At 35.5% G+C, this 23,885-nt stretch carries 18 protein-coding genes and 1 tRNA gene; 15 read left to right on the top strand and 4 right to left on the bottom strand.

All coding sequences use genetic code 11. The annotated features are described in order from the left end of the window. Positions 1-41: 41 nt before the first annotated feature. The 5 genes from fabG to ACFFIT_RS06040 all read left to right on the top strand — a co-directional run bounded on the left by fabG (position 42) and on the right by ACFFIT_RS06040 (position 3,998). Entirely contained in the window at positions 42-776 is a 735-nt protein-coding gene (fabG, locus tag ACFFIT_RS06060; protein ID WP_385876754.1) for a 3-oxoacyl-ACP reductase FabG, read from the top strand. Between the two features lie 151 nt (positions 777-927). Further along, complete coding sequence (acpP, locus tag ACFFIT_RS06055) at positions 928-1,164, top strand: acyl carrier protein (protein ID WP_385876753.1); 237 nt, start codon at positions 928-930, stop codon at positions 1,162-1,164. A gap of 87 nt (positions 1,165-1,251) precedes the next feature. Beyond that, the gene (fabF, locus tag ACFFIT_RS06050) at positions 1,252-2,499 is read left to right on the top strand and encodes a beta-ketoacyl-ACP synthase II (RefSeq protein WP_385876752.1); all 1,248 of its coding nucleotides are present in this window, start codon (positions 1,252-1,254) and stop codon (positions 2,497-2,499) included. Between the two features lie 286 nt (positions 2,500-2,785). Further along, positions 2,786-3,700 carry a bile acid:sodium symporter family protein gene (locus ACFFIT_RS06045; RefSeq protein WP_385876751.1) on the top strand — a complete coding sequence of 305 codons (915 nt, stop codon included), beginning with the start codon at positions 2,786-2,788 and terminating at the stop codon, positions 3,698-3,700. A 58-nt stretch (positions 3,701-3,758) separates the two neighbouring features. Next, positions 3,759-3,998: a YheU family protein gene (locus ACFFIT_RS06040; protein ID WP_385876750.1), complete on the top strand. Its 240-nt coding sequence runs from the start codon at positions 3,759-3,761 to the stop codon at positions 3,996-3,998. A 381-nt stretch (positions 3,999-4,379) separates the two neighbouring features. Here ACFFIT_RS06040 and ACFFIT_RS06035 read toward each other — a convergent pair whose 3' ends face one another. Continuing rightward, complete coding sequence (locus ACFFIT_RS06035) at positions 4,380-6,725, bottom strand: DUF945 family protein (RefSeq protein ID WP_385876749.1); 2,346 nt, start codon at positions 6,723-6,725, stop codon at positions 4,380-4,382. A 938-nt stretch (positions 6,726-7,663) separates the two neighbouring features. On the opposite strand from ACFFIT_RS06035, the gene trhP reads away from it, so the two are divergent. After that, the gene (trhP, locus tag ACFFIT_RS06030; RefSeq protein WP_385876748.1) at positions 7,664-9,052 is read left to right on the top strand and encodes a prephenate-dependent tRNA uridine(34) hydroxylase TrhP; all 1,389 of its coding nucleotides are present in this window, start codon (positions 7,664-7,666) and stop codon (positions 9,050-9,052) included. Positions 9,053-9,054: 2 nt separating this feature from the next. Further along, complete coding sequence (locus tag ACFFIT_RS06025; protein ID WP_385876746.1) at positions 9,055-9,309, top strand: YfhL family 4Fe-4S dicluster ferredoxin; 255 nt, start codon at positions 9,055-9,057, stop codon at positions 9,307-9,309. A 147-nt stretch (positions 9,310-9,456) separates the two neighbouring features. On the opposite strand, the gene ACFFIT_RS06020 is transcribed toward ACFFIT_RS06025, so the two are convergent. Further along, positions 9,457-10,236, bottom strand: coding sequence for an SDR family NAD(P)-dependent oxidoreductase (locus ACFFIT_RS06020; RefSeq protein WP_385876745.1), 780 nt, complete (start codon positions 10,234-10,236; stop codon positions 9,457-9,459). A gap of 504 nt (positions 10,237-10,740) precedes the next feature. On the opposite strand from ACFFIT_RS06020, the gene ACFFIT_RS06015 reads away from it, so the two are divergent. From ACFFIT_RS06015 to ACFFIT_RS06005, 3 genes are all read left to right on the top strand, one after another. Beyond that, positions 10,741-11,415 (top strand): type 1 glutamine amidotransferase domain-containing protein, encoded by a 675-nt coding sequence (locus ACFFIT_RS06015; protein ID WP_385876744.1) that lies wholly within the window; start codon positions 10,741-10,743, stop codon positions 11,413-11,415. 563 nt (positions 11,416-11,978) lie between these two features. Further along, positions 11,979-13,085 carry a baeRF3 domain-containing protein gene (locus ACFFIT_RS06010; RefSeq protein ID WP_385876743.1) on the top strand — a complete coding sequence of 369 codons (1,107 nt, stop codon included), beginning with the start codon at positions 11,979-11,981 and terminating at the stop codon, positions 13,083-13,085. A gap of 91 nt (positions 13,086-13,176) precedes the next feature. Continuing rightward, the gene (locus ACFFIT_RS06005; RefSeq protein WP_385876742.1) at positions 13,177-13,725 is read left to right on the top strand and encodes a hypothetical protein; all 549 of its coding nucleotides are present in this window, start codon (positions 13,177-13,179) and stop codon (positions 13,723-13,725) included. A gap of 112 nt (positions 13,726-13,837) precedes the next feature. Here ACFFIT_RS06005 and ACFFIT_RS06000 read toward each other — a convergent pair. After that, a tRNA-Asp gene (locus ACFFIT_RS06000) sits at positions 13,838-13,914 on the bottom strand. Positions 13,915-14,714: 800 nt separating this feature from the next. Between ACFFIT_RS06000 and mgtA the strand changes: the two genes are divergently transcribed. Continuing rightward, entirely contained in the window at positions 14,715-17,489 is a 2,775-nt protein-coding gene (gene mgtA / locus ACFFIT_RS05995) for a magnesium-translocating P-type ATPase (RefSeq protein ID WP_385876741.1), read from the top strand. 79 nt (positions 17,490-17,568) lie between these two features. Here the strand turns inward: mgtA and epmB are convergent, their stop codons facing one another. After that, positions 17,569-18,588, bottom strand: coding sequence for an EF-P beta-lysylation protein EpmB (gene epmB, locus ACFFIT_RS05990; RefSeq protein WP_385876740.1), 1,020 nt, complete (start codon positions 18,586-18,588; stop codon positions 17,569-17,571). Between the two features lie 792 nt (positions 18,589-19,380). On the opposite strand from epmB, the gene efp reads away from it, so the two are divergent. From efp to fusA, 4 genes are all read left to right on the top strand, one after another. Next, a complete protein-coding gene (efp, locus tag ACFFIT_RS05985) occupies positions 19,381-19,947 on the top strand; it encodes an elongation factor P (RefSeq protein ID WP_385876739.1) in 567 nt (188 codons plus the stop codon). A 721-nt stretch (positions 19,948-20,668) separates the two neighbouring features. Beyond that, positions 20,669-21,043, top strand: coding sequence for a 30S ribosomal protein S12 (gene rpsL, locus ACFFIT_RS05980; protein WP_385876792.1), 375 nt, complete (start codon positions 20,669-20,671; stop codon positions 21,041-21,043). Positions 21,044-21,146: 103 nt separating this feature from the next. After that, a complete protein-coding gene (gene rpsG / locus ACFFIT_RS05975; RefSeq protein ID WP_385876738.1) occupies positions 21,147-21,617 on the top strand; it encodes a 30S ribosomal protein S7 in 471 nt (156 codons plus the stop codon). 117 nt (positions 21,618-21,734) lie between these two features. Further along, on the top strand, positions 21,735-23,843 hold the full coding sequence (fusA, locus tag ACFFIT_RS05970) for an elongation factor G (RefSeq protein WP_385876737.1): 2,109 nt from the start codon (positions 21,735-21,737) through the stop codon (positions 23,841-23,843). Positions 23,844-23,885: the final 42 nt, after the last annotated feature.

Here is a 23,885-nt window from a genome sequence, read left to right as displayed (position 1 = left end):
ATTTGTTAGATTTTTTTAAACTACAAAAAAGAGAATATGACATGAATTTAGACGGTAAAATTGTATTAGTCACTGGAGCTAGCCGTGGTATAGGGCAGGCAATAGCACAAAAATGTATTGAGCGTGGTGCCAAAGTTATAGGTACCGCTACCTCTGAATCTGGTGCAGAAAATATCAGTCAATATCTAGGCCAAAACGGTAAAGGTTTTGTATTAAATGTGACAGATAGCTCATCTATTGAGCAAACACTAGAAAAAATCCGTGCAGAATTTGGTGAAATAGATATTTTAGTTAATAATGCAGGTATTACGCGTGATAATTTAATGATGCGTATGAAAGAGTCTGAATGGGATGATATTGTTAATACCAACCTAAGTTCAGTTTTTCATCTTTCAAAAGCTGTGATTCGTTCCATGATGAAAAAACGTTTTGGTCGTATCATAACTATTGGCTCAGTTGTTGGCTCTATGGGCAATGCTGGGCAAGCCAATTATGCTGCAGCGAAAGCTGGTGTAATTGGTTTTAGTAAATCGTTAGCCAGAGAAGTTGCTTCTCGTGGTATTACGGTAAACGTCGTTGCTCCTGGATTCATTGAAACTGATATGACCAGAGCACTCACGGAAGAACAAAGATCGGGCATTCTTTCTCAAGTTCCCGCAGGACGCTTGGGTGAGGCGAAAGAAATCGCTAATGTTGTCGCTTTTTTAGCTTCTGATGAAGCCGGCTACATCAATGGTGAAACCATTCATGTCAATGGTGGCATGATAATGGTATAATCTAACACATTTTTTTGTATAATTTTGCTAATTTATCGCAAAATAGTGTAGAATGTGTGTTAGCTTATTTTTTTAAGCTGTTTGATTTTTTCTTCCATTATAAATTACAAGAACCATCGCGCAAGCGAAGTTTGATAGGAAATTTACAAGTATGAGCGCTATCGAAGAACGTGTTAAGAATATCATTGTTGAACGTCTAGGTGTTAAACCAGAAGAAGTTGTTAACTCAGCATCTTTTGTTGAAGACTTAGGTGCTGACTCACTTGATACAGTTGAATTAGTTATGGCTTTAGAAGAGGAATTCGATACTGAAATTCCTGATGAAGAAGCAGAAAAAATTACTACTGTTCAAGCAGCAATCGATTTCATTAATGCTAATTTGCAGTAATCAAATGCTTTAGAGGCGATCTTTGATCGCCTCGCTTTATATACTCTTATTATTTTTCTCCTACCTTAATAAACCTTGGAGGGCGCAGTGTCTAAGCGTCGAGTAGTCGTGACCGGTCTGGGCATGCTCACTCCTGTCGGCAATACAGTTGAATCCACGTGGCAAGCCATATTAGCCGGTCAGAGTGGGATAAGCCTAATAGATCATTTTGATACCACACCATTCTCAACTAAATTTGCTGGTATGGTCAAAGATTTTAATTGTGATGATTATAATATCTCACGTAAAGAGGCCAGAAAAATGGATCTCTTTATTCAATACGGTGTTGCTGCAGGTATACAAGCTATGCAAGATGCAGGTATTGAAGTAACAGAAGAAAATGCAGCCCGCATTGGATGTGCAATCGGATCTGGAATTGGTGGATTAGGCCTGATAGAAGAAAATCATGCAGCACTCGTGCTAAGTGGTCCTAAAAAGATCAGTCCTTTCTTTGTACCATCAACCATTGTGAATATGATTTCTGGCCATTTAAGTATTATTTATGGCATTAAAGGCCCAAGTATCACTATCGCAACAGCATGTACGTCTGGTGTGCATAATATAGGGCACGCAGCGCGTATTATTATGCATGGCGATGCAGAAGTTATGCTCGCAGGCGGAGGGGAGAAAGCAAGTACACCTTTAGGTGTTGGTGGATTTGGTGCAGCTAGAGCACTTTCGACCCGAAATGATTCTCCAGAACAAGCCAGTAGACCTTGGGATAAAGACCGTGATGGCTTTGTTCTTGGTGACGGTGCTGGTATTTTAGTGCTCGAAGAATATGAACATGCTAAAGCACGTGGAGCGAAAATTTATGCAGAAGTTGTAGGATTTGGTATGAGTAGTGATGCCTATCATATGACATCACCACCTGAAAATGGTGAAGGCGCTGCTTTAGCTATGACAAATGCGCTCAAGGATGCTCATATCACACCTTCTGAGGTAGGCTATGTCAATGCACATGGTACGTCAACAGGAGCTGGAGATAAAGCTGAAACTGCTGCAGTGAAATCTATTTTTACTGGAGAGGCAAGCCGTGTCATGGTAAGTTCCACTAAATCAATGACAGGGCATCTTTTAGGTGCCGCAGGGGCTATAGAAACCATCTTTTCTGTCCTTGCATTAAGAGATGGTGCTGTGCCTCCTACTATTAACCTAGATAACCCAGAAGAAGGATGTGATTTAGATTATGTACCTCACGAAGCAAGACAGGTAAGCAATCTAAAATATGTGCTGTGTAACTCTTTTGGATTTGGTGGTACAAATGGATCTATTTTACTAAAAAAAATGGATTAATGTTCCCTCAATCTTTGATTTTGTCTATCGTTTAACAATAGTATCAACATACAGAAAAAGCTGCTCTTGCAGCTTTTTCTGTATGATGCAAAGAAAGATTAAGACAAGTTATTGTTTTTGACAAGTTCCGATTGTGCCTATTTATAGATAGTTCACGCAATTAAATGCCGAACGACTTAGATTTTTATGACTTGTGGATGAACAGTATAGAAAAATTTGGGCATAATTATCATGTTCCTTTTTCTTTCACAATTTTGACTTAATACAATACAAATGGAGCCATCCTATGCTTAAAAATATTAATAAATTGTTCCCCTTCTGGGCGATTTTATTGAGTGCAATAGCCTTTTATTTCCCTACAATCTTTACATCTTTAAAAAGTATCATTAGCTATTTATTAATGGCAATTATGTTTTTTATGGGTTTAACCTTGTCTTTAGATGATTTTAAGCGAGTTGTAAAAAAACCAACAATTATAATTATTACTGTGGCATTGCAATTTTTATTGATGCCACTATTCGCCCTAGTTATTTCAAAAGTGATGGGATTTAGTGAGGAGATTATGATCGGTATGATTTTAGTTGGCGCTGTTTCTGGTGGTACCGCATCTAATGTAATGACTTATCTTGCAAAAGGTGATGTTGCTTTATCAGTCAGCATGACACTCGTTTCAACTCTTTTATCAATTATCATGACGCCTTTATTAATCTCACTTTATCTTTCTAGTCAAGTTGAGATAGATTCTAAAGGCATTTTAATTGATTTAGTAAAAATTATCCTTGTCCCTATTGTTCTAGGTGGAGTGGGTAATGCATTATTAAAAAACAAGTTAGATAGCCTAGGAGATGCTTTAACAACAGCCTCTATGTTTTCTATTGTTTTGATTATTGCTATTGTGGTATCGCTTAACCAAGGGAACATTAAAAATGTTGGTCTACTCGTATTTGTAGGTGTTGTGTTACATAATGGTTTAGGGTTGATTGCTGGATATACTATCAGCCGGCTACTTGGATTTGATGAAAAAGTAGCAAGAACAGTGGCTATTGAAGTAGGTATGCAGAATTCAGGGTTAGCAGCATCACTAGGCGCTAAATATTTCTCTGCATTAAGTGCTTTGCCTGGTGCAATATTTAGCATATGGCATAATGTTTCAGGTTCTATTTTAGCGGGATTTTGGGCGAAAAACCCACCTAAATCATAATTTATTTGTTAATCTCTATATTCAGATTAGTTCTTGTAAGCGCAACGATAGGGGACATATGATAATACCTTGGGAATCTATTGAAAGTGATACACTTGATGCGATTATTACTGAATTTATTTTAAGAGAGGGCACTGATTATGGAGAAGAAGAGGTTCCACTTAAGACTAAAATCAGCCAGGTAAGGCAGCTCTTTAAAGAAAAAAAAGTCGTGTTACTTTGGTCTGAGACAACCGAGACAGTTAATCTTGTCCCTGCTGATGAAATAAAGTATGTTGATGATTTATACGAATCATAAATTAAATTTTATTGGGCTAATCATTGAGCTTAGTAATAGTTAAGGTATTAGTCTCTTAAGGCAAAATGTATCAGAACAGTTAAAGGAAGCAGACTTCCTTTGGGCAACTGCGGTGAACGATGAAATTTTTCTATCGATTGTATGATCTGAAGAAGAGAGTGTCGGATAAGACTGAATTCCTAAATTTAGTTAGAGAAGTCAATAATTAAAAATGTTTATATTACTGAAAAAACTTCTTAATACTCAGTATGACGCCATCTGAAAACAATTAAACAACAATAACATGTAAAAAAAGGCGTTGGATTATTTCCAACGCCTATTGTAAATGACGCAATCGATTTATTTTAACTTGTTGCGCAATGAAATTTTAAAATCTAAGTCTTACAAGCCCAAAAGCCCTAAAATTTCATCAGGCGTCATTTCTTGCCCATTGACAGTTATTTTGCCATCTTTTACTTCAATCTTACTAGATAGTTTATCTTCAGTGACATTGATGATTGATGCAGCAGGGCTTGATGAGATCATTTGAGGGATCATTCCTGCAAACTGCATGCGAGTCGAATCAATCATCTCAGCTTCAGGAGTTTCTCCACCGCTAAAGGCAAGTAATTGGAACTTAGCCCCAGTATCTGCAAGATAATTGATGTCAGCATCAAGTGAAAAATTTAGATTTTCAATCAGAGCTACAGCAGAATCAATAGAACTAGATGCTTCAGCAATAGATTGATTTGTTATTGGTTTTAATTTAACGACCAAAGAAAGATCTGTTTTACCTGCTTTTGAGCTAAAGGTGTTTGGACTTTTATTAAATATCAGACCATTTGAAAGCAAACCTTCTAAGCTTGCTGGTGCTTTTGCCATTAAATTTTCTATGAAAATGTCTTGTGGCGGAGTAAATAGATCTTGGTTACTTAGTGCTAATTTCAAACTTTCAATAAAAACATCTTGCAGTTGATTAAAAGACTCTTTGTTAAAGTTCTCTAAATTTTCATTAAGCTCGAAGCTGCCAAAATCTACTGAATTTACTAAGATATTTTTACCACTGAAATGCTGCTTGATATCAACGGATTTTTCATTTTCAACCAAACCTAAGGCAACTCTCATATTATCTGTAGTAAATATATTTCTATTCTCAATGTTAAATGACGTATTACCTATAGAATAATCAATATTAAACGGGTAAAAATTTTGTAGAGGAATAGTTGAACTCAATGAATAATCTTTTAAAGAAATATGGAAATTTTTGTTGGTTTCTTTCGCATCAAGTGAATTTAATTTAGCTGATAATACTAAAGGCTTACTTGTATCCGTCGATTCTCTAGAAAACGTAGTCGAGATTTCACCTAATTTAATATTTAAATCGACAGGATCACTTGATTCTTCTTTAACATTAATTTCAAAAGGCTTGATTGCGGCTGTCGATGTACCTGCGAGTTGACGGTATAATTCTATAGTCTTTGCGATGGATGTCCAATTGTTTAGCTTGATTAAAACTTCTAGGTCACCAGTTGATAAAGCTTCTCTTATTAATTTAAAATCGGCTTTGTAGCTTTCACGACCAGCTAATAAGAAGCCGTTTGGAATGCTTTTCGAATCGGCGACCATTTCAACTACTGAGCTATTACCTGTGATTACTTTTGTCCCATCATTCCAATAATCATATTCCACTGCGTTAAAAGTCGCGGGTTTAATAATCAGATTAGCTTTTTCATTGAATGTAAGGCCATCATTCTTAGATCTTTCATAGTTGACATCTAATCCCTCAAAACTCAAAGTATTCCATAGAGGTTTTTGGTTTTCATCAGTTTCAGAACTCAATGCCTTAAATTGTATAGGCTCAAAAGAGAGATTAATTGAACCCGTCGTTATGTCTCCAGATTGTCTTTTTTGGACAAAAGTCAATCCGTTGAGCGTAAAATTTTCTTCCACTTGAGCCAATGCTTTTTTGAAAGCTTCTTCAGATTCATACCCTTCACGCGAAGGTAAATCCGTTAAGCCGATTTTGCCAGATTTTATGTTTAAATCAAAATCAGCTGCACCGTTAAATGTTAAGTTTAAGCCTTCATATTTGATCACAGTGTTATTAATAGTCCAATCAAATGGAGAGGCTTGTAGCGTGGTGCTAATTGATTTACTGTAGGGAATCATGGTATTAGCGCTAAATACCTGATGATTTTCTATGCTAGCTAATGTTTTATCGTCTAGTTTAAGGCTTTTAGTGAAATTTTTTACTTCAGCGTTTAAATCATTATAAGTCGTAACTGAATCAATGCTCATGACACCGGGAGTAAAATTGAATTCAGTGATTTTAGGAAAAGGGCCATGAGTTGCAATATTTTTAACATCAAAAAGTTTTATGAAATCAGGTAAAGCCTTGATACGGGCTTCCTCTTCTTTAAAATATTCTTCAGAAAACTCAGCATTGCTCGTTGCTTTTCTAGATTTTAATTTTTGTGTTTCAATAAATTTCTTAAAATTTTCAATTTCTACAGAAATGATAAAGTCACTTTTAAAAAAAGAGGAATTCACTTCTTTTAAAATAAATTTAGGTTTTACAAAGAATAAATCTTCACTTTGTACTTGTTGATTTAAGGTCTCTACGTAGTTACCAAGACGTTGTTCTACGCTATTGCTTATAGTGTATGTTGTCCCTAGCCAACCTAGTGTAATGGCAGCAAGAACACCTACAGCAACGAGTGATTTTTTTGATTTAGATTGTGTTTTCATATTATGCCTTTTGTATGGACTCTTTGCGTTATGAATATTTTGCAAGAGTAAAAAACCACTTAAATTAGAACCACTCAAATTCGAATCAAAGGACTGGTTTATTTTAAGGGGAGTCAAATGAATGTATGTAGAAAAATTCGATTCTAGATACAGAGTTAAAAAATGACCTAATTAACACATTAACAACATAACACGGTCAGTCTAAATTTTAATTTTTTTCACTAAAGGCAATTAAAAAGTTGAGAGGATACCGAGCTACTTTTAGGTGTTAATTGACTAATCATTATAATTGAAAAGTTTTGTATTTAATAGATGATATTGATGAAATTAATAGAAGAAATTCATGGAAAATAGACGGTTTGGATAAATTAACTGGCTAAGTGTTAGGTAAAAACTATTTAAATTAAGTAATTAAATAGTTGCTATTAATTCTAACAGTTAAAAAAATGAAGGGTAGAATTTTCAGGAATGAGCAAACCATCAGTGAACTTTTAGGTTGTAGGTAGGATAAATATTATGGACTCATATTTTAAGATGAAAAAGAGACTCTAAAAATTATTTCTTCGTTACTTAAATCTACAAGAGTTTATGGTAGAATATGCCCTAAGAAAATTAATGGTTAATGCTTTTATTATGTTTTAAAAATACTATTTAATTGAATGTAAATCTATATATTTAATTCGTAGTCAGAGTGATTTAATTCGGAACAAAAATAAATAAATTAATTCAATTTATGGATCAATGAATAAATCTAATTAATCTGTAAATGACTCTTAGAACAGGATTATATACCTTGTATATTTTGAGTCTTTTGTATCCTAGGCAGCGCAATAGCACTATTTCATAAAGAATTTAATTGTCATCCTCCTGCACTTTAGGGGAGTAACTTCAGAGTGAAGTATCACTCTAAACACCAGTGTTAATAATTGAGAAAAAAGATGAATTTTAAACCAGAACTTTTGTCACCTGCAGGTAGTTTAAAAAATATGCGTTACGCTTTTGCTTATGGAGCAGACGCAGTTTATGCAGGTCAGCCACGTTATAGCTTACGTGTTCGTAATAATGAATTTAATCATGAAAATTTAGCCATTGGGATCAATGAAGCGCACGAGCAGGGTAAAAAATTTTACGTCGTTTGTAATATAAGTCCTCACAATGCTAAGTTAAAAACTTTTATTAAAGATTTAGCCCCCATCATTGAGATGAAACCTGATGCACTTATCATGAGTGATCCTGGTTTAATTATGATGGTGCGTGATCATTTTCCTGATATGACCATCCATTTATCTGTTCAAGCCAATGCGATTAACTGGGCAAGTGTGAAGTTTTGGGCCTCTCAAGGAATTAGTCGTGTGATTTTGTCTAGAGAATTATCCCTTGATGAAATAGAAGAAATTAGAACCCATTGCCCGGAAATGGAGCTAGAAGTTTTTGTTCATGGCGCACTTTGTATGGCATATTCAGGCCGGTGCTTGCTCTCTGGTTATATGAATAAACGTGATCCTAATCAAGGGACTTGTACTAATGCTTGTCGTTGGTCTTATCAAGTGGAACCGGCTAAAGAGGATACTGCAACTGGGCAAATAGTTGAATATTTTACCCCACAAAAAGTTGAAGTATTGGAACAGAGGCCCGAACCTACATTAGGTGAAGGATTACCAACGGATGAAGTGATGCTGCTTAGCGAAGCTCATAATCCTGATGAAAAAATGGCTGCTTTTGAAGATGAACATGGTACTTACATCATGAACTCTAAAGATTTAAGGGCAGTGCAGCACGTCGAACGATTAGCTAAAATGGGTGTGCATTCATTAAAAATAGAAGGAAGAACCAAATCATTTTATTATTGTGCCAGAACAGCTCAAGTTTATCGGAAAGCAATAGATGATGCGGTTGCAGGTAAACCGTTTGATGAAAGTTTAATGGGAACACTTGAGAATTTAGCGCATCGAGGTTATACAGAAGGATTCTTAAGACGCCATACACATGATAGTTACCAGACTTATGAATATGGTTATTCGTTATCTGAACAACAACAATTTGTTGGTGAATTCACGGGCATCAGAGATGGTGAATTTGCTGAGGTGGAAGTTAAAAATAAATTTGAAGTAGGTGATAACTTAGAATTAATGACTCCTCAGGGAAACATTACTTTTGACTTAACCCAAATGAAAAATAAAAAAGGCGAAGAGATCACCGATGCAAAAGGACAAAGTCATATTGTCTATATACCTATACCTACTGATATTTTATTAGATTATGCTTTGTTGATGCGTAACTTCAAACCTGGGCAAGATACACGCAATCCTATGAAGAAAGTGGACTAAGCATGGCTTTACTCATTACTCATAAATGCACAAATTGTGATATGTGTGAACCAGAGTGCCCTAATGGGGCAATTAGCCTAGGAGAAGAGATTTATGAGATTAATCCCTCTCTTTGTACGGAATGTAAGGGGCATTATGAAACGCCAACTTGTGTCTCTGTTTGCCCCATTAATAATTGTATTATTACCGATCCAAAACACATAGAGACAGAAGAGCAATTGCTAGAAAAATTTGTTATTATCCAGGGATTGGCTTAACTAATCTCTTTTATGGGATATTCAGTTTTTTAGTATATACCTCATTGATGTAACCTAGACATATCCCTTTGAGCTTATTTATATTTTAATGGTCAGGGGGGAGTTATTTTTTATTTCTCGATAAATTGTTCATTTGATTTCATCCTTTTAAACATCATGCAGTCTGATGTCGTCAATAACTGTTGCTCCAAAGTCTTTATTAGCTAGGAAGTTAATGATTTTTTTGGCGGTTTTATCAGGATGAGATAAATTTCCACTTGCATGCAATTCAGTAAATCTATCTAAGGTAGGAAAATTTTCTTTAGGTGTCGCTCTTATGGTTTGTTGCATCTGTGTATCAATTACACCTGGCGCAAGCGAGGAAACCAATATCTTGGGCCGTTCTAATGCAATGACTTCACTAAATCTATCTAACGCCGCTTTCGTCGCGCAGTAAACTCCCCAGCCAGGAACACCTTTTCTACCCGCTCCAGATGAGATATTTAATATTTTTTTATTTTCATCTGATATATCTTTTCTTTCGATTAACCATTTACATAAGCGCATAGCGGACACAACATTTAACTCGAATGCCTCGCTAAAAGTATAGTCATTTAGGGTGCTATCGAACAGTCCCATGGGCGCGACAGTGCCTGCATTGTTAATGAGTGTAATACTTTTGAGTGCGTCTAGTCCGTCAATAAAATTAGTTAATTTTTCTAACAGTGAGGTTGTTGATTCAGTACAAGATAAATCAGCCGAAAAATGATGTGTATTTTTTTCTGTAAGAAGATCATTTTCGTCTAGGATGTTATCAGATCTGGCAATAGTGACAACAAATACATTTTCACTTAAAAGGACTTTGGTCATTGAATAGCCTAAGCCTTTTGAAGCACCGGTGACTATTGCGAGATGTTCTATTTCTTTATTTGGATAAGGTAGCGACATATTTTTTCCTAATGATTCTTTAAAGTTAAATGAAGTATTAAAGGATAGTGTTCTTTTTTTATAGTACCTTAATTAAGGTATTGAAACGTATGCTTTCTCTATTTTTTTAAAAGCACAAATCTAGTGAATACGTTATTAATATTATCACCTTTGCTCAATAACAAGAAAAGCGCATTATTTGTTATAAGCAACAAAATCTCTTGAGCAAACAGAGCACTTCGAAATTATTAAATTTGATATTCAAAATATTTATATCAGATATAATAAATTAGTATTTTTAGAATAATGCTTGTTGAGGTATTATATTTTCATCAGTTCAAAAAACAAAGCATTATTCAGGTTATAACTTGTTCTGTACACTTTAAAATTTATAGACATAAAGCTGATAAAGAAATTTAGCTATATTTTACTTTTTTCTTTACCCTATAATGAATCTGTTTTTTTGAATTTGCAGTAACAATTATTGTCGTTTTTCTACTTTCTAAATTATATTGGAGCTATTTTATGAATATTCTTATGGTTTTAACCTCACATGATCAATTAGGCAATACGGACATTAAAACAGGTTTCTGGTTAGAAGAGTTTACCTCTCCCTACTATGTTTTTAAAGATGCCGGTGCAACAATCACTTTGGCTTCACCTAAGGGAGGTTTACCTCCGATAGATCCTGGCAGCATGGCAGATAATAGCGCATCTACTTTACGTTATAATGAAGATAAATCACTGCAAGAGGCATTAGCAAATACTCATGTATTAAGTCAGCTTAAGGCTGACGATTATGATGCTATTTTTTACCCAGGTGGTCACGGGCCTTTATGGGATCTATCAGAAGATAAAAATTCAATTCATTTAATTGAATCTTTTTATGCTCAATCCAAGCCAATAGGCGCAGTTTGCCATGGTCCTGCAGTGTTAAAAAATCCGAAAACACCTTCTGGTGAACCTATTGTTGCAGGAAAAAATGTTACTGGCTTTTCAAATGAGGAAGAAGAAGCCGTTAAATTAACAAATATAGTTCCATTTCTAGTAGAAGATATGTTAAAGGGTCATGGCGGTATATATACAAGAGCTGCTAACTGGCAAAGTCATGTTGCAATAAACCCTTTACTAGTGACTGGCCAAAATCCAGCATCTTCAGAAGCAACAGCTGAGGCATTTATTAAGTTACTAACGAAATAGACAAGCATATTGATTCATTTATTTCTTCTATTCAAGGTACTTTCAATGAGGATTGAGGGTACCTTTTTTGGTTTGATTTTTTTCTGTTAATTAACGATTCATTGCTTCAATTCGATTTTCCTGCCCGTTGCTGCGCTCACATCCACACGTTGTTATTTAATTCCTTATTCCCTCTCTGTTAATTGCGTAACAAAATATTACCTAAAAAATGAACTTTTCTTCTTCAAAATGCCTTTTATTTCATCATTTATATTTGATACTCATTCAAATTGATGTGATAATAGTCATGGTGTTATTTTATGTAAATTATATTGATAACTATTTTTACAATAGTGCTATCATAGCATAATACAAAGTATTCGCCTTAATTACCAAAATTTCTAATTTCATGCTAAATGCTCAGGATGACAGTTTTATTGATGTTTAAACCAAAAGTGAATTTAGGTGCGCTGAGATAATTTCTCTCTTTAAATATCCTTGCATTATAAATATATGGTAGTGAATAGGCCGAATAGCCACAATAAGTTTTTAATAGCGTTATTTTATTTTATTTGGAGAAGAACATGTTACATATTGATTTACCTTGTGTGTCAGAAATTAGTCAGTTAGCGAATGAGAATGCAGATGCATGTGTGAGTATCTTTCTTAAAACATCACCTTTAAGAGAAGAACTTCATTCAAGTAAAGTGGAATTATCAAACCTAGTTAAGACTGCGGTACAAAAATTAGAAGCGATAAATTTAGATAAACGCCGTTTAGCTGCAATTACTGAACAATTAGACGATCTTCTTGCAGATGATTCATTTTGGCGTCTACACTCAAGTGCTCTTGCTGTTTTTGTTACTGCGGATAAATTAGTTACTTACCGTTTACCAAATGAGATAACTTCTCGTGTGGAAGTATCTAGTACTTTTTATATCAAACCGCTACTACGTTCATTAACTTTCTCCCATTCTGCTGATATCTTAGTGTTAACTGAAAACAGTGTTCGTCTTATTGAATTTTTTGAGAATGGCCAAGCAGTAGAGGAAAATATTGCTGAACTACCATCAAAAGGAATGCATGCTCTTTTAGCTAACCCTGATGGTATGGGACAAGTTGCTATGCATAAAGAAAGTGCGCGATTAACACAATATGTGCGTTATATTAATCAAGTATTACGTCCTTATTATCTACAAAATAACCAACCTTTGATTTTAGTTGCAACAGATCATATTGCCGCGTTATTCAAAAAGCACTGTAATTTACCTAACTTGATTCAAACTCACGTTAATTTAAGTGCAGATAACACATCCGTAGCTGAGTTAGTTGAGTTAGCGCGTCCTGTTTTAGCTCTTCATCATAAAGCTCAATTAGATGCGGCATTAGCTCTTGTGGCTGAACGTCAAAACCAAAATCGTACTGCTTTTGATCTATCTGATATTGCTCGCAAAGTGACTTTTGGTGCAGTGGATACATTACTTGTAGATATTGATGCTTCTATTCCTGGTAGAATCTGTGCTGAAGGAAAAGTAACTACATATGATGCTTCAAGTGCTGAAAAAGGTGATGTTATTGATGAAATCACTAAACGTGCTCTAGAAACTGGGGCTAAAGTTGTTGCTGTCCGTAAGGAAGATTTACCACAAGGTGCTAATAGTGTGGTGGCTGTTCTTCGTTACGCACTATAACCACTAATCGCTTACGATAAGTGATTAAAATGAGTTATACTGATGAGCCCAGTGTTTTTACGCTGGGTTTTTTATTTTAAGGAATTGAATAATGAAGCCAGAAAAAATTTATCTTTTACCCGGAAGAGGCCGTGCACTAGATGAAGGCTTAGGGGCTGAATTACTGAGACGAGGATTTAATGTAGAAGGACGAGCACTTGTTGATGATTTTGGTAAATTATTTTATCCGCAACAGATAGATATCATTCAAGCTGATCTGGTAAGGATAAACTCACCAGAGGCTAAACTGATTGCCATTTCTTTTGGCGCATATTTATATTTGCAAGCACAAATAGGCCTCCCAGCCTTCAGAGGTAAAGTCTTACTTCTTTCACCTATTGTTGGAAAGGCGACACATTCTCAGTTAGGTAAAATATTTATTCCCCCTCAAAGTGATCGCATAAAAAATTGTGTTAAAGAAGGCCAATTTCCACTCCCAAAGAGATTTGAGATACATCTAGGATCTCAGGATTGGCAATGTCCAAATGATCAAATGAAAGAAATAGCAAGTTATCTAGACATACCATTGCATATTGTTGAAGGGGCAGGTCATCGTTTAGAAAATGAGTATGTAAAAAAAATATTAGAAAAATGGCTTTAATTACGAGTTAATTTAAATGTCAGGAAAATATTCTGAAATAGGTATTATTAAATGATAATGAGTGATGGGATTATGTTAAAAAAATGAAGTTGCAATTATTTATTAGGATAAGTGGCGGAACGGACGGGACTCGAACCCGCGACCCCCTGCGTGACAGGCAGGTATTCTAACCAACTGAACTACCGCTCCACTTATCATCTCTTGAAGACCTGCAAATAGTAATGATATTTTTGCTTTTCGTCAACAATAATTTTTAATTGCTGTATTTAATTGATTTTTTTTTCATCAAATAGAGTGACTTTTCTACTTTAATCAATATAAATCCTTGCCAGGCTGTAAAAGTTTAATTGAGTGCATCTATATGTATTAATATGTAAATAAGGTTAATTATTTATTATAGTCAAGCTTTGTCGAGTTTCTTAAAGTTAGTTAATATAAAAAAGGTATGTTACTGTTCTTACTAAATTTCATGTTTAAGTAGAATAAAAGAAATTTTTATTAAACGAGTCACTTTTTTGATTCTTCGATGAGTTTTTTTCACATTTTAAATTTGCAGAACTTAATAAGTAGTAGTAACGTTAAGGGGTTCAGTTATTCTAATCAAGCAATAACAGTTAAGTTTTTGTGGTCATTATTTTGTTGCGCTCATTATTTTAATGACTCGATTTTGCAGCTAAACTGAATGGAGCCTAGCGTCATTTATCTCAATTAATGGACTGGGTGAAGGCACTTTGTTGTGTTTCTTCAATTTCACGTTGTTTTATAAACAATTTTTTATTCATTTAAAGGAAAACTAATGGACGACGATCCGAGCGAAATTTTACTAAATAAATACATTAAATTGCTAGTAACGCTGTGCTGGCAAAACAGTTATTTAGATTTAGCTTGCTATTTAGTTAAGCCATTTGCATATGCTTATTTTTTGAGGACTCTCTTTAAATAGATAAATACTCAATGAATATGCATATGCATAACCATTGGAGTATCTTATGACTTATCCAAAAAAAATAGATAAAATTAAAGTATCTAATAAATATCTTAAATTAATTCAAAAAACTTCCCAGCCTATTGATTCAACTACAGGCAAATCTTCATTAGAAGAAAAGGTAACACAGTGGGCATATCCTCCACTTAATAAACTGTTTGAACTCTTTCAATCAAATCCTAAAGGACTGACAAAAGAGGATGCTTCAGCAAGATTAGCTATTTATGGCCCTAATACCATTAAATCAGACTCAGCACCTTTTCTCTTAGTTCAGTTTTTTAAAGCATTCAATAATCCATTTATCTACGTACTATTGATTCTTGCTACCATAAGCTATTTCACCGACGTAAAATTTGCAAGTCCAGAAGAACAAAGTTTATTCAGTATCTTGGTTATCTTGACTATGGTCGGTATAAGTGGTTTTTTACGTTTTATTCAAGAGTACCGTTCTAATAAAGCATCGGAGAAATTATCAGCGTTGGTTTCCAATAAAGCATCTGTTATCAGGCGAAGTCAAGAGGAGGTTGATGGAGTAAGAATTGAGCTGGATATGAAAGAGTTAGTTATTGGTGATATTGTTCAACTTGAAGCTGGAGATATGATCCCTGCGGATATTAGGTTATTAGAATCAAGAGACTTGTTTGTCAGTCAGGCAGTGTTAACAGGAGAAGCTCTACCAATCGAAAAATATGATACATTGAGTCATGTCTCCCAAAAAAAGGTGAAATCAAGTAGTGAAGAGAGCGGTGTATTAGATGCCCCAGGTTTATGTTTTATGGGCACAAATGTTGTCAGTGGGTATGCAAAAGGCATCGTTATCGCTACAGGGGATTCAACCTATTTTGGTGCACTTGCAAAAAATGTGACTAGCCACAAAAGAGTTGAAACGCATTTCGATAGAGGTGTGAATAGTGTCTCTTGGTTACTGATCAAGTTTATGTTGGTAATGGTACCTTTGGTTTTTATCATTAATTGGTTTACTAAAGGTGACATACTAAGTGCAGTCACTTTTTCGTTAGCAGTCGCTGTCGGATTAACACCTGAGATGCTTCCTATGATTGTTTCAACCAATCTTGCTAAAGGTGCAATTAATCTCGCCAAACGTAAAGTGGTGGTAAAAAGATTAAATTCCGTCCAAAATCTTGGTGCTATGGATGTGCTATGTACTGATAAAACAGGTACATTAACTCATGATCATATTACACTTTCCCATTATCAAAATATGAATAAAGCGCCTTGTGAAAAGGTTTTAGAACAAGCTTTGTTAAACTCCTCTTTTCAGAATGGTCAAAAGAACCTAATAGACAAAGCGATTATAGAGGCAGGAAATTCACTAAAATATACTATTCATCTTGATAAGTATGTAAAGATTGATGAGGTACCTTTTGACTTTATGAGAAGACGTTTATCCGTCGTATTAAGTGACCAAACTGAACAGCAGATAATGATCACTAAAGGGGCAGTAGAAGAGATGCTTTCTGTGAGCACACATTACCAGATTGGAGAAAAAATATTACCCATAGATGAATCTATCAGACAACATATTTTATCAGAAGCTAAGGTATTCAATGAATCTGGTTATCGGACATTGTTAATTGGATTTAAAAATATTGCTGATGAAGATAAAAAAGTCAATTATCTTGCTGATGATGAGTACAATCTTATTGTAACGGGTTTCTTGACGTTTCTCGATCCACCAAAAGAGTCTGCTGCTGGCGCAGTGAAAGCCCTAAATGAAAAGGGTGTACAAGTTAAAGTTTTGACTGGTGATAGCGTTTATGTCGCAAAACAAGTGTGTGAACTTGTTGGTATTGATACTGAACACTTAATTACAGGCAATCAAATTGATAAACTCGATGATATTGCTTTGTGCAAGATTCTCGATAAGACAGCCCTCTTTGCGAAACTTACACCTACACAAAAATCTAGAATTATTAAGGCATTACAAGCTAATGGGCATACTGTCGGTTTTTTAGGTGATGGTATAAATGATGCCCCTGCACTAAGGGACGCAGATGTTGGTATATCAGTTGATACAGGTGCAGATATTGCTAAAGAGACGGCTGATATTATTTTACTTGAGAAGAGTTTATTGGTTTTAGAAGAAGGTGTCGTTAAGGGGAGAGAAACATTCGGGAATATTCTTAAATACTTGAACATGACCGCCAGTTCAAATTTCGGTAACGTGTTTTCCGTGCTAGTAGCTTCAGCTTGGTTACCATGGGAGCCTATGCTAGCTATTCATTTACTTATCCAAAATCTGATTTATGATATCTCACAAACCGTATTGCCTTGGGATAAAATGGATAAAGAGTTTTTGGCTAAACCTCGTAAATGGGATGCCCCTAATATTAAACGATTTATGCTTTGGCTCGGACCGACTTCATCAGTCTTTGATATTACAACGTATATCTTAATGTGGACTGTGTTTGGTGCGGGTGCTGCTTATGCGCTACATGGAGGAAATGCAGGGCAAGATATTATGAATTCTGGCTGGTTTATGGTAGGACTTGTCTCACAAACGCTAGTTGTTCATATGCTTAGAACCAGTAAAATTCCTTTTATTCAAAGTCGAGCGTCTTTACCTATTATGATCTCAACGACACTTGCAATTGCTGTTGCTTGTTATCTTCCATATTCTTCACTCGGAGCAAGTTTAGGCTTTATTGCCCTTGACGGGTCATATTTTTATTGGCTGATAGCAACCATGATAGGTTATATGTCATTGACTCAACTAATTAAAACGATATACATAAAAAAATACGGCAAGTGGTACTAGTGTGTTTGAAACAATTAATTTACGGTTTTAAATTATTATTAGTGCTTAAGTATATCATTTGAGTAGTCAAGTTATACCCCTAAAGAGACATAAAATCTATAGGGGTTTTACTTGGTTTACCAGGGATTTCTCTTGTCAATTTAGGGACGAGATAGCCAGAAATAGCCGCTTGTACTTTTTGCATTAGCAATTTAGCTTTATTGTCGTCTACGTAAAAATGTACAGCTCCTTCGACTTTATCAAGAAGATGCAGGTAATAAGGTAAAATTCCCGCATCAAATAATTTGTGACTGAGCGAAATGAGCGTTTTTTCGTTATCATTGATATCTTTTAATAGCACGCTCTGATTTAAGAGCGTTACCTTAGCGCTTCTCAGTAAATTCATTTTTGCAATCACTTTATCATCTATTTCATTCGGGTGATTAATGTGAGTAACTAGTACGATATTTTTTGTACTGGCATAAAAAATATCGAGTAGCTTTTCAGATATTCTATTTGGGATAACAACTGCAAGACGTGTATGTATTCTGATGGTTTTAATATGCTGTATGGTTTCAATTTGTTCAAATATCCAGGCGATTTCCTCATCTTTTGCCATTAAAGGATCTCCACCGGATAAAATCACCTCATCAATGGCATGATCATTTTGAATGTAATCAATCGCATTTTGCCAATTTTTTTTATTACCAGCATTTGATTCATAGGGAAAATGCCGCCTAAAACAGTATCTACAGTTAATAGCACAACTTCCCTTCAATACAAGTAATACCCTAGAGGTATATTTATGCAATAAACCTGGAATTGAATTTTCTTGCTCTTCGAGAGGATCGTTAGTGAACTCTGGAGCCTGTATAAATTCATCTTGGTGAGTTAGCACTTGTTTTAAAAGGGGATCATTTAGGTTTTCTTTTTCCATCCGGTCAATAAAAGGGCGAGGAACACGCAAATTAAAGAGTTTTTTAGCGAGAAAGCCTTCTTTTAACTGAGGAGTAACGGGAATATTTAGTAAACTTAATAATTCTTCAGGTGAAGTCACAACTTGTTTTAAATCGCTAATCCATTCTTTAGTAACTAAGCTATTATCCTTGTGCTCACTCATTATGGGTTCCCTAAGTAGAAATGTTGAATACGTTCAAGTTTTTCTTTTTTTATCTTGAATAAATGACTTCTGTGAGTGCTACATTGTAATGTGTTGTATTCATTAACTCTATATCTATTATAAAAAGTAGAGGCAAATCTTAGTAAATTAAAAGAAGATGATGGCATTCTCTTTTATAGAAACAAGAGCTATGTCATAGCAATGCTTAAGTGAATAATTATACCATATCAGCCACATAACGAATACTGATCTAAAGATAGGTAACACCAGCATGATTTAAGTGAGCTTAAGTTTTTTTGTAAACGATTGAAATATTTTGGTTTATGCGTAAAGTAAAAAAAGTTTTTTTGCCAGACAGAACAAAATTAGAGATCGTAAATAAAATACAGCATGATTAATTACTTTACTTTGTGGTAAACTATTATATGGCTGCCTTGGAGTACAATAGAGGCAATAGTGTGTTGAATCACTCATAACTGGCTGCTAGATAGTTCTCACATAAAATTGTATCTGTTAATTTATAACCTGAATATTTTCAAAGAATATTTACTGTTGTCTCAGTTCTCCTCTATTTGTGAAGCTCTTGCTTTAAAACTAAGCTTAACATTAGGATCTAAGATTTGCTAGGTTGGTTATATATGAGAAAGAATTTTTTGTGAGTGCTATTTTGTACCATAAAAAAAGAACTGCGTGCTCAATGAATGTGACTGGCTTTTACTCTGGCGGGTTATCACTCATTACCAATTGCATTTTATGTATCGGCATTATTAATTATATTTTAAGAGGACCCCAATGGCTACTTATGGAAGTAATGATTTAAAAAACGGTTTAAAAATCATGTTAGATGGCGAACCTTGTGTAATTTTGGACACTGAATTTGTAAAACCAGGTAAAGGTCAAGCATTTACACGTACACGTGTAAGAAAATTAATCTCTGGTAAAACCCTAGACAAAACGTTTAAATCAAATGAATCAGTTGAAGGTGCAGATGTCATGGATCTAAACATGGACTATCTGTATACCGATGGTGAGTTTTGGCACTTTATGAACAATCAAACGTTTGAGCAATTACAAGCGGATGCTAAAGCAGTTGGTGATAACGCCCAGTGGTTAGTAGAAAATGCAGAATGTATTTTAACTTTATGGAATGGACAACCTATTGCTGTAACACCACCTAATTTTGTGGAACTTGAAATTGTAGACACAGATCCTGGTCTGAAAGGTGATACAGCGGGAACAGGCGGTAAACCAGCCACATTATCAACAGGCGCGGTTGTTAAAATTCCACTTTTTGTACAGTTAGGTGAAGTCATTAAAGTTGATACACGAAGTGGTGAATACGTTTCACGTGTAAAATAATCGATGACTGAGAGAAATACCCGTATTTTATTAAAAGATTGACGCCATAAAAAATCATAGAAAAAACCAGAAAACAGCAAAAAATGTTTTCTGGTTTTTTATTTTTTGTCTTCTTAGCACAAAAGTATTGCACGCGAATGTTCAGAAATGCTTTTAATCTATTTACGTTAGGTTGCAGGTGCAGATATCATTCGTATGTCTAGTGAGTGAAGGTTAAATAATGTCAAAACCCGCATCTTGATTTCCATTGAGCATAGCTAACCAGAATAAGGCGAGTTTACGTAATTAAAAGTTACTCCTCATATGAAACGTAGATACTTGGACTTGCTTGGTTCTGTATGACTCTTTTTAACATAGTGAGGGGATATACAAAATGATTAATTTGATCTTAATAACCACATCTACATAGCAATATTAACTCGGAAGCATTTTAAATAAAAATTATTGAAGTATTTTGAAAGTTGGATACTCTGAATTTAAAGTAAATTAATGATGAAATTAGAACGGCTAACAAGTGATGCAAATTTACAAAACCCTAAAAGATAAAAGAATCGCAATGAGTTTAGGGCTTGACATAAATTACATACGTGCTTAGAATATTGCGTCCTTTTTGTTATCTTTAAAAGAGGTAATGAGAAGGTTTATCACACGTTTATTTAAGGCGGTCTTATTTGTCCTATGGGATAAATAGACCTTGATAGAACCTCTTAGGAGAAATTTAATGGCAACAATTAATCAGTTGGTGCGTAAGCCACGTGCATCGAAAGTTGTGAAAAACAACGTTCCTGCATTAGAAGCTTGCCCACAAAAACGTGGAGTTTGTACTCGCGTTTATACAACAACGCCAAAGAAACCGAACTCTGCAATGCGTAAAGTATGCCGTGTTCGTTTAACTAATGGCTTTGAAGTAACTTCATATATCGGTGGTGAAGGTCATAACTTACAAGAACATAGCGTGATCTTAATCCGTGGTGGTCGTGTTAAAGACTTACCAGGTGTGCGTTACCATACAGTTCGTGGTGCACTTGACTGTGCAGGTGTAAAAGACCGTAAGCAGTCTCGTTCAAAATACGGCGTTAAAAGACCTAAATCTTAATGGATTCCGTTAAGTAAGGCCAAACGTTATTTTTAATTAAACAATGTCAAACTTATCTCAATGAGTTTTGGACAATCCTGAAATATTTAAACGGAGAATTTCCATGCCACGTCGTCGCGATGTCGGTCAGCGTAAAATTTTACCTGACCCTAAATTTGGATCAGAATTATTGGCAAAATTTGTCAATATCCTAATGGTTGATGGTAAGAAATCAATCGCAGAATCAATTGTATATTCAGCTTTAGACTCTTTAGCTGAGCGTACAGGTAAAGCGCACCTTGAAGCGCTAGAGGTGGCATTAGATAATGTTCGCCCAACAGTAGAAGTTAAATCTCGCCGTGTAGGTGGTTCTACCTATCAAGTGCCTGTAGAAGTTCGTCCTGTAAGACGTAATGCGTTAGCAATGCGTTGGATTGTGGATGCAGCTCGTAAACGTGGTGATAAATCAATGGCACTTCGCTTAGCAAATGAGTTAAGTGATGCTGTTGAGAACAAAGGTTCTGCTGTGAAAAAACGTGAAGATGTTCATCGTATGGCGGAAGCGAATAAAGCGTTTGCGCACTATCGTTGGTAATATCATTTTAACACTCAAAGCGTATACTTTGAGTGTTTGATTTATAACTATAGGAAATAAAAGTTAAATAACTCTTATTTCACCCAAAAAAGCAAACGTTAAAAAACAGAGGATAAAATGGCTCGTAAAACTCCCATTTCACTTTACCGTAATATCGGTATTAGTGCTCATATCGATGCAGGTAAGACAACAACGACTGAACGTATTTTGTTCTACACAGGCGTTAACCACAAAGTTGGTGAAACCCATGAAGGTACTGCAACGATGGACTGGATGGAACAAGAGCAAGAACGTGGTATAACCATCACGTCTGCTGCAACTACTTGTTTCTGGTCTGGTATGGCTAATCAATTTGAAGCGCATCACATCAATATCATCGATACTCCGGGACACGTTGACTTTACTATCGAAGTAGAGCGTTCAATGCGTGTTCTTGATGGTGCGGTAATGGTTTATTGTGCTGTTGGCGGTGTTCAACCACAATCTGAAACAGTATGGCGTCAAGCAAATAAATATAAAGTGCCACGTATTGCTTTCGTTAACAAAATGGACCGTACAGGTGCTAACTTTTTACGTGTTGTTGAGCAATTAAAAACACGTTTGGCTGCAAATGCTGTTCCATTACAGTTACCTATTGGTGCAGAAGATAATTTCAAAGGCGTAGTTGACTTAATTAAACGCAAAGCGATCAATTGGAGTGAAGAAGACAAAGGTAAAACATTTACCTATGAAGATGTTCCTGCAGATATGGCTGATTTAGTTGAAGAATGGCGTTCAAATTTAATTGAATCAGCTGCTGAAGCTTCTGAAGAACTAATGGATAAATACTTAGGCGGAGAAGAACTAACAGAAGAAGAAATTGTTAGTGCGTTACGTCAAAGAGTATTAAACAGTGAAATTGTTCTAGTAACCTGTGGTTCGGCGTTTAAAAATAAAGGTGTTCAGGCAATGCTTGATGCGGTAATTCAATATTTACCAGCGCCTACAGATGTTGATGCAATTCACGGTGTGTTACCAGATGGTAATGATACTCCAGCAGTTCGTGAGTATGAAGATACAGCGCCTTTCTCTGCATTAGCATTTAAGATTGCAGCAGACCCATTTGTAGGTACATTAACGTTTATCCGAGTGTATTCAGGTGTTGTTAACTCAGGTGATACAGTACTTAACTCAGTTAAGTCTAAACGTGAAAGAATCGGCCGTATCGTACAGATGCATGCTAACAAACGTGAAGAAATTAAAGAAATTCGCGCGGGTGATATAGCTGCGGCTATCGGTCTTAAAGATGTGACGACAGGTGATACACTTTGTGATGTCGCTAATCCAATCATCCTTGAACGTATGGAATTCCCAGATCCTGTTATCTCTGTTGCAATCGAACCAAAAACTAAAGCTGACCAAGAAAAAATGGGTCTTGCATTAGGGCGTTTAGCACAAGAAGATCCTTCATTCCGTGTAAGCAGCGATGAAGAATCAGGCCAAACGATTATTGCAGGGATGGGTGAACTTCACCTTGACGTTCTTGTTGATCGTATGCGCCGTGAATTTAACGTTGAAGCAAACGTGGGTAAACCACAAGTTGCTTACCGTGAAACGATCCGTTCATCTGTTGAACAAGAAGGTAAACATGCGAAACAATCGGGTGGTCGTGGTCAGTTTGGTCACGTGCGTATCCGTATTGAACCACTTGAAGCTGGTGGTGCAGGTTATGAATTCGTTAACGAAATCGTTGGTGGTGTCATTCCTAAAGAATATATCCCTGCGGTTGATAAAGGTATCCAAGAGCAACTTAAAAACGGTGTTCTTGCAGGCTACCCAATCGTTGACGTTAAAGTTACTCTTTACGATGGTTCTTATCATGAAGTTGACTCCTCAGAATTAGCGTTTAAAATCGCGGGTTCTATGGCGTTTAAAGAAGGCTTCATGAAAGCGAAACCTGTGTTACTTGAGCCAATCATGAAAGTTGAAGTGGAAACACCTGAAGACTACATGGGTGATGTAATGGGTGACTTAAATCGTCGTCGTGGTATGATAGAAGGTATGGATGACACATCAACAGGTAAAACTGTTCGTGCGCAAGTGCCTTTATCTGAAATGTTTGGTTATGCAACAGATTTACGTTCTCAAACTCAAGGACGTGCATCGTACTCAATGGAATTCTTGAAGTACAATGAAGCACCAACCAATATTGCACAAGGCATCATTGAAACTCGTAGAGGCAAATAAGTTAATTTTTTAATTTGTTTGTTATTTTAATTTTATTTATTT

This window comes from Thorsellia kenyensis (assembly GCF_042432445.1).
GTDB lineage: Bacteria > Pseudomonadota > Gammaproteobacteria > Enterobacterales > Thorselliaceae > Thorsellia > Thorsellia kenyensis.
Note: the sequence above shows the minus strand (reverse complement) of the source record. Positions and strands in the feature narration are given on the sequence as shown.